Raw genomic sequence first — 8980 nt, 5'->3', positions numbered from 1 at the left:
GGGGCAGCGCCCCCAGCCACGCCCGCCGCAGGCGCTGATCGTCAGATCATCCCACCGTTAGACGATTTTGATGTCGGCCTTTTTGGCGTCCTCAAGGAACGCGGCCAGCCCTTTGTCGGTCAGCACATGGTTGGCCATGGCTTTGATGACATTTGGCGGGGCGGTTGCCACATCGGCACCGATCTTGGCGCATTCGGACATATGGTTGGCGGACCGGATGGACGCGGCAAGGATTTGGGTCTCGAACCCGTAGTTGTCGTAGACCGTGCGGATATCCTCGATCAGTTCCAGACCGTCGAGGTTGATGTCATCCAGACGTCCGATGAAGGGGGAGATAAACGTAGCCCCCGCTTTGGCCGCCAAAAGCGCCTGATTGGCGGAGAAACACAGCGTGACATTGACCATATTGCCTTCGCCGGACAGCACTTTACACGCCTTCAACCCGTCCCAGGTCAGGGGCACCTTGACGGCGATATTGTCCGCAATCTCGACCAGCTTGCGACCTTCGGAGATCATCTCGTCCGCGTCGGTGGCGACCACTTCGGCGGACACGGGTCCTTCAACCATGTCGCAAATCTCTTTCGTCACCTCAAGAATGTTGCGACCGGACTTCGCGATGATCGACGGGTTCGTGGTCACCCCGTCCACCATGCCAAGGTCATTGAGTTCGGCAATGGCGTCTACGTCAGCGGTGTCGACAAAGAATTTCATGGGGGTGCACTCCGGTCTGGGTTGGCTATGATTGAGGCAGCGTTTACCTGATGCGGGCGCAAGACGAAAGGGTTGTGGGTGCAGGGCGAATTTTTCCACGAGGGCGAATTGGTAGGCGTGTTGACGACACAGCCTCTTGATCGCGTTTTGGACTACAAGGCGCCCGAGGGCGGTTGCGCGCTGGGTGCCTTTGTCGAGGTGCCATTGGGGCCGCGCAAGGTGCTGGGCGTGGTCTGGGGGGCCGGGCGCGGCGATTGGGATTATGCCAAGGTGCGGTCGGTCATCCGCGTCCTGGACGTGGCCCCCATGGCCGAAGAAATGCGGGCCTTTTTGACCCGTGCCGCGGATTACACACTGACGCCGATGTCTGCGATGCTGCGTCTGGCGACCCGTGCGCCGGGCTTGGGCGATGCGCCGTCCATGCGCAAGGTCTACCGGTTGGGATCGGTCGAACCGGATCGCATGACGGACGCGCGACGCAAGGTGCTGGACGTGCTGCGCGACTACGGCGGGCTGTCGTTCACGCTTAAGGAAGTGGCGGATATGGCGGGGGTCACGTCGTCGGTGGTCAAGGGACTGGTCAAACTGGGGGCTGTGGCCGAAGAAGACAGCCCGCGCGATCTGCCTTACCCGCGGCTGGACCCCGACTATGGCGGAAAGGAGCTGACGGAGGATCAGGAAACCGGCGCCAAGGTCCTGCGTGAGGCCGTGCGGTCCCAGACCTATGGGACGACGCTGCTGAAGGGGGTGACCGGATCGGGCAAGACCGAAGTCTATCTTGAGGCCGTGGCCGAATGTCTGCGCATGGGCCGTCAGGCGTTGGTGCTGCTGCCCGAAATCGCGCTGACGTCCGAATTCATCACCCGGGTTGAGGCGCGGTTTGGCATGAAGCCCGCGGAATGGCATTCCGGTGTGACGATGACCGAACGGCGACGCTGCTGGAAGATGGTCGGTCAGGGTGAGGCGCAACTGATCGTGGGTGCGCGATCCGCGTTGTTTCTGCCCTACCGCGATCTGGGTTTGATCATCGTCGATGAGGAACATGACACCTCCTATAAACAAGAAGACGGTGTGCTGTATAACGCGCGCGATATGACTGTGCTGCGTGCGTCTTTGAATGCCGCACAGGTGGTGCTGGCCTCGGCCACGCCCAGCCTGGAAAGCTGGGCCAACGTAGAGGCGGGCAAATATGCCCGCGTGACGCTGACCGCGCGCTATGGCGCGGCGGTGCTGCCTCAGATGTCTGCAATTGATATGCGGATTGAAGACTTGCCCGGATCGCGGTGGGTGTCGCCCACTTTGGCCGGAAAGGTCCGCGACCGGTTGGAACGGGGTGAACAATCGTTGCTGTTTCTGAACCGGCGCGGCTATGCGCCGGTGACGATCTGCCGGGCCTGCGGGCATCAGATCGGATGCGACGATTGTGACGCCACGATGGTCGAACACCGGTTTCTCAAACGGCTGATGTGTCACCAATGCGGTGAGACGAAGCCCATGCCCACCATCTGCCCGTCGTGTGAGGCAGAAGACAGGCTGGCCCCCGTGGGCCCCGGCGTGGAACGGATGGCCGAAGAGGCGCAAGCGCTGTTCCCCGAGGCCCGCGTGGCGGTCCTGTCGTCGGATTTATACGGGTCTGCCCGTGCCCTCAAAGCGCATATCGAAAGCATTGCACGCGGGGAGGCGGATGTCGTTGTGGGCACGCAACTGGTGGCCAAGGGGCATAATTTCCCCAAGCTGACTTTGGTGGGTGTGATTGATGCGGATCTGGGCCTGCAAGGGTCCGATCTGCGCGCGGCAGAACGGACGTTTCAACTGATGCGTCAGGTGGCGGGGCGCGCTGGCCGCGCCGAGGCCCCCGGTGAGGCTGTCTTGCAGACATTCCAGCCCGAACACCCTGTCATTCGCGCCATTCTGGGCGGTGATGAGGAGGCGTTCTGGGCCGCCGAGGCCGGTGAACGTCGTGCCGCAGGCGTGCCGCCCTACGGGCGGATGGCCGGCATTGTGCTGTCGTCAACGGATGTGCAGGAGGTGTTTGATCTGGGCACAGCCATGGCGCGGCAAGACGCACCCTTGCGCCAGATCGGCGCGCAGGTGTTCGGACCTGCACCCGCCCCCATCGCCCGCATTCGCGGGCGGCACCGTGTCCGGTTGCTGGTCAAGGCTGATAAAGCCGCGCCCTTGCAGCAGGCGCTGGCGGCTTGGGCGGCCCAGTTCAAACTGCGGGGTGAATTGCGTATGGCCATAGATATCGACCCGCAGAGCTTTTATTGAGAGGGGTGTTCTGGATCGGATCAGGCTTTGCCTGATCCGATCCGCTGGGGGCCAGCCCCCAGACCCCCGGAGTTTTCGGATCAGAAGAATACGGGCCAGTTCGGAGGCGTTACGAGCTGGGGCGAAATGGGACGGGCACAGGGCGTTTGCTTTTGCTGTCTGGGGTCGGGTCCGTAGGGGGGCGAGGCGGGCGGCGTTCGGCCACATGTGCGCCCTGTCAGGTCAGGTGAAAACGCAAGGGTTTTGTGGGGGCGCGGGTGATGACGCCCTTGGCTTCAAGATCCAGTTGCACGGTTTTTTGCCACCAGCCCGCGGTTGCGCCGCCGGGAAAGAGGTTGTCGGGCAAATGCGCTTTGGCGGCCTCTTTGATGTCCTTCGCCGTGTCGCCGGGGGCGTCGTGGGTCATCACCTTTAGCATGGCGGCCTTCATCGCATGGTATTTGGCGGCGTTCACGCGGGACGTGCGGCCGGGTGTGTTGATGTTTTCCACCTCCAGGGTGTCGGACATGGCGGGACCCTCCTTCGGGAAGTACGGTATCAGGATTTCGAGGTTCGACAAAGGGCGGCGGGGGGCGTAAGGCATTTTCATGGACACCGTGACCCTTACCGATGCGCGCCGTCTGCCGTTCTGGCGCAGGCCTGTAACGCTGCTGTTTTTGATGGCGGCGGCCATGCCGATTGCGTTTTCAACATGGTCGGCACTGTTGAACAATTTTGTGATCGAGGCCGCGGATTTTGACGGGTCGGACATCGGCTGGCTGCACACAGTTCGCGAAATTCCGGGCTTTCTGGCCATCGGTGTGATTGTTTTGCTGATGGTCATGCGCGAACAGGTGCTGGGGCTTGTGTCGCTGGTTTTGCTGGGTGTGGCCACGGCCCTGACCGCGCAGTTTCCGTCCATGGGCGGAATTCTGACGATCACGATGCTGAGTTCCATCGGGTATCATTATTACGAGACCGTCAATCAATCGCTGACCCTGCAGTGGATCGACAAGGACCGCGCGCCGCAAATGTTGGGGCTGTTGATCGCCGTCGGTTCCGGTGCCACGTTTCTGGCCTATGTGCTGATCGTGCTGACGTGGGAGGCGCTGGGCCTGTCCTATTCGCTGGTCTATTGGGTGTCGGGCGGGATCACGGCCGCCGTCGGAGTATTTTGCCTGTTGGCCTATCCACAATTCGAAGGCCCTACGCCACAGCGGACGCAGTTCGTGCTGCGCCGCCGCTACTGGCTGTACTACGCGCTGCAATTCATGTCGGGCGCGCGGCGTCAGATATTCATTGTCTTCGCCGGTTTTATGATGGTCGAAAAGTTCGGCTTTGCCGTGCATGAGGTGACGGGCCTGTTTCTGATCACCTTGTTGGCCAACATCGTGACGGCCCCCTTGGTGGGGAAGGCCGTCGCACGGTTCGGGGAGCGCAACGCGCTGGTGTTTGAATACGTCGGTTTGGGGACGATCTTTTTTCTTTATGGCGGGCTCTATTACTTCGGCTGGGGGGTGGTTCTGGCGGCGACGCTTTATGTGTTCAACAACATCTTTTTCAGCCTCGCCCTGGCCATCAAGACCTACTTTCAAAAGATCGCAGACCCTGCGGATATTGCGCCGACAGCGGCTGTGGCCTTTACCATCAACCACATTGCGGCGGTGTTTTTGCCGGCGGGCTTGGGATATTTGTGGCTGACGTCACCGGCGATGGTGTTTATGGCGGCCACCGGCATGGCGGTTGTGTCTTTGCTGCTGTCGCTGTTGATCCCGCGTCATCCGGTGCCGGGCAATGAGACGATTTTTGTGCGGCGTCGGGCTGCACCAGCGGAGTGAGCGAAATGGCAACCTGGACGGCATTGACGACATTGATGGGCAAACCCGCCGCAGACGCGCTGGGCGCGGCGATGGAGCGGATGGAGCCTGAACCCACGGGCATCGGTGTGTTTGAGGTCGAAGACGACAGCGGGTTGTGGGAAGTGGGAGGTTACTTCGAAGGCGCCCCTGATGAGGCCGCGCTCGCGCTGCTGGCCGCGACCTTCGGCGCGAAACCCTTTGCGGTGTCCGAGGTCCCCGAAACCGATTGGGTGGCCCATGTGCGCCGCGAATTGGCTCCGGTGGAGGCCGGTCGCTTTTTTGTCTACGGCACGCATGACGCCGACAAACTGCCAGAGGGTCGGGTGGGTCTGTTGATTGATGCGGCCATGGCTTTTGGCACGGGCCACCATGGCACGACGCTAGGGTGCTTGCGCGCCTTTGATGCCATGCTGACGGACGGGGACAGCTTTGAAAACGTGGCCGACATCGGCTGTGGCACAGCCGTGCTGGCCATGGCTGCGGCGCGGACCACTGATGCCACAGTGATTGCCAGCGACATTGACCCCGTGGCGGTCGATGTGGCCGAGGCCAATCTGGCCGCAAATGACATGGCGGGGGCGGTTGCCTGCGTGGTCGCCGCCGGGTTCGAACAAGATGATCTGCGGGCCGCTGCGCCTTTTGATTTGATCTTTGCCAATATCCTCAAAGGACCTCTGATTATGCTGGCACCGGACATGGCGGCCCATTGCAAGGCGGGCGGGGCGGCGATTCTGTCGGGGATTTTGAACGAACAGGCCGATGAGGTGATCGACGTTTATGCACGCCACGGATTTAATCTGGTGACACGCGATCAGATTGTTGACTGGACGACGCTAACCCTGCGCAAGGCTTAACAAGAATTCCTTATTTTAAGGGCATTTTGGGCAAAATTTACCGGTTTGCCCCATTTCCGCCACATTTCGGGGGGATTTTGATTGCGTTCGGTGGGGGCCGGGTAAATTTGTATTAGGCTGCTTTTATGACGATTGATGCTTCCCTGAATGAGCGCCTCCGCAAGGTTGAGCGTAAACATGGTAAAATGCGCCGCAATGGTGTGGTTCACAAAGTGGGCCGTGATGGTCTGATCCGGTCGCGTCCGCGCCTGATCCGCCCGCAAGTCCCGTTCAAAGGCCTGTTGTTGATTGTGGCCCTCTTGATTGCGTTCAAGTCGCTTTTGTTCGCCCAGATTGGCGCGGGCAACTACGCGCTGCGTGTTGACGCCCTGCGCGGAGGGACGACCTTTGAACAGGTGGGCGCATTTATCATGCAGGAGGAGCCTGTGACCGTCGCTTTGGGCGGCTACCTCAAACAGTATTTCTTTCAGCGTTAAGTCTGCCGGTTTGAACGGCTGCCTCACCGTTCGGACCCCAGACGACACAAAAAAGGCCGCGCCCTAATGGGGTGCGGCCTTGGTCGTTTGTCAGGGTTGGTCCGCTTAGCGGATCAGATCGCCGTTTGCGATGGCTTCGATATCGCCGCGTACCAGACCGATATCGTCCAGTTCACGGGCGGACAGACGGTTCAGGGACGCGCGGGTCATGCGGCGGTCGTTCCATGCAGCGATGGTGCCGATGAGGGCGGACAGGGAGAAGCCGGATTTTGCGGCGGTTGGGCGGAAGTCGATGGCGGCCATGATGATATACTCCGGTATGAAAGGGCGGGCGCCGTTGCGGGATGTCTTGATGGGCTGCAGGTAGGCGGTCTGAATACGACCCACCAGTGCCGGTTTGGCATGGGTGATATGCGATTTTTGCATGTCGGTTCTGCCATCTAAGTTAATGAAATATTTGGCATAATCTGACCTGGGGGAATGTCGAAAACAGAACATGGGATGACGATTTTGGACCTTGGCGGTCACCGCCCCGTGACGACAGCCGCGCAAGGGGGCTAGGCGGGTGTTCGCCTTTTGTGCTAGTGGAGTGGTTAACGAATAACAAAAGGGGCATGCGATGCGGGTTTTGGGCATTGATCCGGGGCTAAGGTCCATGGGCTGGGGGGTGATTCACGTGGATGGATCGCGGCTGTCCCATGTGGCGAACGGGGTTTGCACATCGGGCACGGGGGCCTTGGCGGACCGTCTGGTGTCGTTGCATGACCAGTTGGAAGACGTGATCGCAGAATTCGCGCCTGTGGCCGCTGCAGTGGAACAGACGTTTGTGAACTCCGACGCGGTGGGCACGCTGAAGCTGGGTCAGGCGCGGGGGATTGCCATGTTGGTGCCCGCACGTGCGGGGCTGACGATTGGCGAATACGCGCCCAATGCGGTCAAGAAGGCCGTGGTGGGCGTGGGCCATGCGGACAAGAAACAGGTGCAGCACATGGTGAAACTGCAATTGCCCGGCGTAAAGCTCGCCAATGCCGATGCTGCCGATGCGCTGGCCATCGCCATTTGTCACGCACACCATCTGCAATCGGCCAATGCCATGGCGCGTCGCCGGGTGGCCGTATGATTGGCCGCGTCGCCGGACGGCTGGAATACAAGGCCAGCGATCATGTTCTGATCGACGTCAAGGGCGTGGGCTATGTGGTCTATGTGTCCGATCGCGTGATGGCGGGGCTGCCTGCGCCGGGCGGGGCGGTTGCGCTTTATACGGATTTGCTGGTGCGCGAGGACCTGTTGCAGCTCTTTGGGTTCACCACGCTGGTGGAAAAGGAATGGCACCGGTTGCTGATGTCCGTGCAGGGCATCGGGGCCAAGGCGTCCATGGCAATCCTTGGTGCGCTGGGGGCCGACGGTGTGGGTCGCGCGATTGCGCTGGGCGATTGGGCGGCAGTGGCGACGGCCAAAGGCGTGGGGCCGAAGACGGCTAAAAAAGCGATACTGGAGTTGAAGGACAAGGCCCATTCGGTCATGGCCATGGCGGGCACCGGCGCATCCCCGACCCCTGCGGACGCAGGATCCGACGATGTTTTGGAACCCATTGAGGTGGCAGCCCCCACCAGCGGTGCCGCGCAATCGGAGGCCCTGTCGGCCTTGGGCAATCTGGGCTACGGCCCGTCCGAGGCCACGCAGGCCGTGGCGCAGGCCGCAGGCGAAGACCCGGAGGCCGACACCGCCACCCTGATCCGTGCGGCGCTGAAACTGCTGGCCCCGAAAGGCTGATGTGATGTCTGAAACCGTCGTGCAGCCCGACCGCCAGCCCGAGGACAATGACCGCGCCTTGCGGCCCCAGATGCTGGATGAGTTCATCGGGCAGGCGGAGGCGCGCGCCAACCTCAAGGTGTTTATCGAAAGCGCGCGCAGGCGGGAGGAGGCGATGGACCACACGTTGTTCCACGGCCCCCCCGGTTTGGGCAAAACCACGCTGGCGCAGATCATGGCGCGTGAATTGGGGGTGGGGTTCCGGATGACCTCCGGCCCTGTGTTGGCCAAGGCGGGTGATCTGGCCGCGATCCTGACCAACCTTGAGGCGCGGGATGTGTTGTTCATCGACGAGATCCACCGTCTGAACCCGGCGGTGGAGGAGGTTTTGTACCCCGCGCTTGAGGATTTCGAGCTTGATCTGGTGATCGGCGAGGGGCCTGCGGCACGCACCGTGCGGATTGAGTTGCAGCCGTTTACGCTGATCGGGGCCACAACGCGGATGGGCCTGCTGACGACGCCCCTGCGGGACCGGTTCGGCATTCCCACGCGGTTGCAGTTCTATACTGTGGCCGAACTGCATGAGATCGTGACCCGCGGCGCGCGTCTGATGGGCGCCCCCGCCACCGATGGCGGCGCGCAGGAGATCGCCCAGCGGTCGCGCGGCACGCCCCGCATCGCGGGCCGTCTGTTGCGCCGGGTGGTGGATTTCGCCGTGGTCGAAGGCGACGGCACCGTGAACCGGGAAATTGCGGACCGTGCATTGACGCGGCTGGGGGTCGATCATCTGGGGCTGGATGGTGCGGATTTGCGGTATTTGCGGCTGATCGCGGAGAATTATCAGGGCGGTCCGGTGGGGATTGAGACGTTGTCTGCAGCGTTGAGCGAATCCCGCGATGCGCTGGAAGAGGTGATCGAGCCCTATTTGCTGCAACAAGGCCTGATCCAGCGCACCCCGCGCGGGCGGATGTTGGCGCAAAAGGCCTGGACGCATTTGGGGATGGCAGCACCCAAGGGGCAGAGCGATCTGTTTGGTTGAACCCGACCCTCCGGGGGGAGTTTTTCGGGCCAGATGAAG

At 61.7% G+C, this 8980-nt stretch carries 10 protein-coding genes; 7 read left to right on the top strand and 3 right to left on the bottom strand.

Annotated features, from left to right (window positions below; genetic code table 11):
• Positions 1-57 precede the first annotated feature (57 nt).
• Complete coding sequence (gene fsa, locus QZ653_RS11025; protein WP_296420132.1) at positions 58-711, bottom strand: fructose-6-phosphate aldolase; 654 nt, start codon at positions 709-711, stop codon at positions 58-60.
• Positions 712-789: 78 nt separating this feature from the next.
• Here fsa and QZ653_RS11020 point away from each other — a divergent pair, with 78 nt between their 5' ends.
• A complete protein-coding gene (locus tag QZ653_RS11020; protein ID WP_296420131.1) occupies positions 790-2982 on the top strand; it encodes a primosomal protein N' in 2193 nt (730 codons plus the stop codon).
• A 217-nt stretch (positions 2983-3199) separates the two neighbouring features.
• On the opposite strand, the gene QZ653_RS11015 is transcribed toward QZ653_RS11020, so the two are convergent.
• On the bottom strand, positions 3200-3490 hold the full coding sequence (locus tag QZ653_RS11015) for a DUF6958 family protein (protein ID WP_296420130.1): 291 nt from the start codon (positions 3488-3490) through the stop codon (positions 3200-3202).
• A gap of 79 nt (positions 3491-3569) precedes the next feature.
• Between QZ653_RS11015 and QZ653_RS11010 the strand changes: the two genes are divergently transcribed.
• The 3 genes from QZ653_RS11010 (at position 3570) to QZ653_RS11000 (ending at position 6150) form a co-directional block, all read left to right on the top strand.
• The gene (locus tag QZ653_RS11010; RefSeq protein ID WP_296420129.1) at positions 3570-4799 is read left to right on the top strand and encodes an MFS transporter; all 1230 of its coding nucleotides are present in this window, start codon (positions 3570-3572) and stop codon (positions 4797-4799) included.
• A gap of 5 nt (positions 4800-4804) precedes the next feature.
• Positions 4805-5674, top strand: a complete 870-nt coding sequence (locus QZ653_RS11005) for a 50S ribosomal protein L11 methyltransferase (RefSeq protein WP_296420128.1) — start codon at positions 4805-4807, stop codon at positions 5672-5674.
• Positions 5675-5799: 125 nt separating this feature from the next.
• Positions 5800-6150 carry a hypothetical protein gene (locus QZ653_RS11000; protein ID WP_296420126.1) on the top strand — a complete coding sequence of 117 codons (351 nt, stop codon included), beginning with the start codon at positions 5800-5802 and terminating at the stop codon, positions 6148-6150.
• A gap of 105 nt (positions 6151-6255) precedes the next feature.
• On the opposite strand, the gene QZ653_RS14965 is transcribed toward QZ653_RS11000, so the two are convergent.
• Positions 6256-6576 carry a DUF1127 domain-containing protein gene (locus tag QZ653_RS14965; protein ID WP_366933089.1) on the bottom strand — a complete coding sequence of 107 codons (321 nt, stop codon included), beginning with the start codon at positions 6574-6576 and terminating at the stop codon, positions 6256-6258.
• A 193-nt stretch (positions 6577-6769) separates the two neighbouring features.
• On the opposite strand from QZ653_RS14965, the gene ruvC reads away from it, so the two are divergent.
• The 3 genes from ruvC to ruvB are packed head-to-tail and all read left to right on the top strand — an operon-like array spanning position 6770 to position 8941.
• Positions 6770-7270, top strand: a complete 501-nt coding sequence (gene ruvC / locus QZ653_RS10990; RefSeq protein ID WP_296420125.1) for a crossover junction endodeoxyribonuclease RuvC — start codon at positions 6770-6772, stop codon at positions 7268-7270.
• A complete protein-coding gene (gene ruvA, locus QZ653_RS10985) occupies positions 7267-7923 on the top strand; it encodes a Holliday junction branch migration protein RuvA (RefSeq protein ID WP_296420124.1) in 657 nt (218 codons plus the stop codon). The genes ruvC and ruvA overlap by 4 nt, the downstream gene beginning before the upstream one ends.
• A 4-nt stretch (positions 7924-7927) precedes the next feature.
• The gene (gene ruvB / locus QZ653_RS10980; RefSeq protein ID WP_296420123.1) at positions 7928-8941 is read left to right on the top strand and encodes a Holliday junction branch migration DNA helicase RuvB; all 1014 of its coding nucleotides are present in this window, start codon (positions 7928-7930) and stop codon (positions 8939-8941) included.
• Positions 8942-8980: the final 39 nt, after the last annotated feature.

It is taken from the genome of Pseudooctadecabacter sp. (assembly GCF_020627745.1).
Classification (GTDB): Bacteria; Pseudomonadota; Alphaproteobacteria; order Rhodobacterales; family Rhodobacteraceae; genus Octadecabacter.
Note: the sequence above shows the minus strand (reverse complement) of the source record. Positions and strands in the feature narration are given on the sequence as shown.

What these genes read in the sequence shown, in the direction of transcription:
- ruvC (WP_296420125.1), top strand. Translation starts at nt 6,770, where the DNA reads ATGCGGGTTTTGGGCATTGATCCGGGGCTAAGGTCCATGGGCTGGGGG.
- ruvB (WP_296420123.1), top strand. Translation starts at nt 7,928, where the DNA reads ATGTCTGAAACCGTCGTGCAGCCCGACCGCCAGCCCGAGGACAATGAC.
- QZ653_RS14965 (WP_366933089.1), bottom strand. Translation starts at nt 6,576, where the DNA reads ATGCAAAAATCGCATATCACCCATGCCAAACCGGCACTGGTGGGTCGT.
- ruvA (WP_296420124.1), top strand. Translation starts at nt 7,267, where the DNA reads ATGATTGGCCGCGTCGCCGGACGGCTGGAATACAAGGCCAGCGATCAT.
- fsa (WP_296420132.1), bottom strand. Translation starts at nt 711, where the DNA reads ATGAAATTCTTTGTCGACACCGCTGACGTAGACGCCATTGCCGAACTC.
- QZ653_RS11015 (WP_296420130.1), bottom strand. Translation starts at nt 3,490, where the DNA reads ATGTCCGACACCCTGGAGGTGGAAAACATCAACACACCCGGCCGCACG.
- QZ653_RS11010 (WP_296420129.1), top strand. Translation starts at nt 3,570, where the DNA reads ATGGACACCGTGACCCTTACCGATGCGCGCCGTCTGCCGTTCTGGCGC.
- QZ653_RS11000 (WP_296420126.1), top strand. Translation starts at nt 5,800, where the DNA reads ATGACGATTGATGCTTCCCTGAATGAGCGCCTCCGCAAGGTTGAGCGT.
- QZ653_RS11005 (WP_296420128.1), top strand. Translation starts at nt 4,805, where the DNA reads ATGGCAACCTGGACGGCATTGACGACATTGATGGGCAAACCCGCCGCA.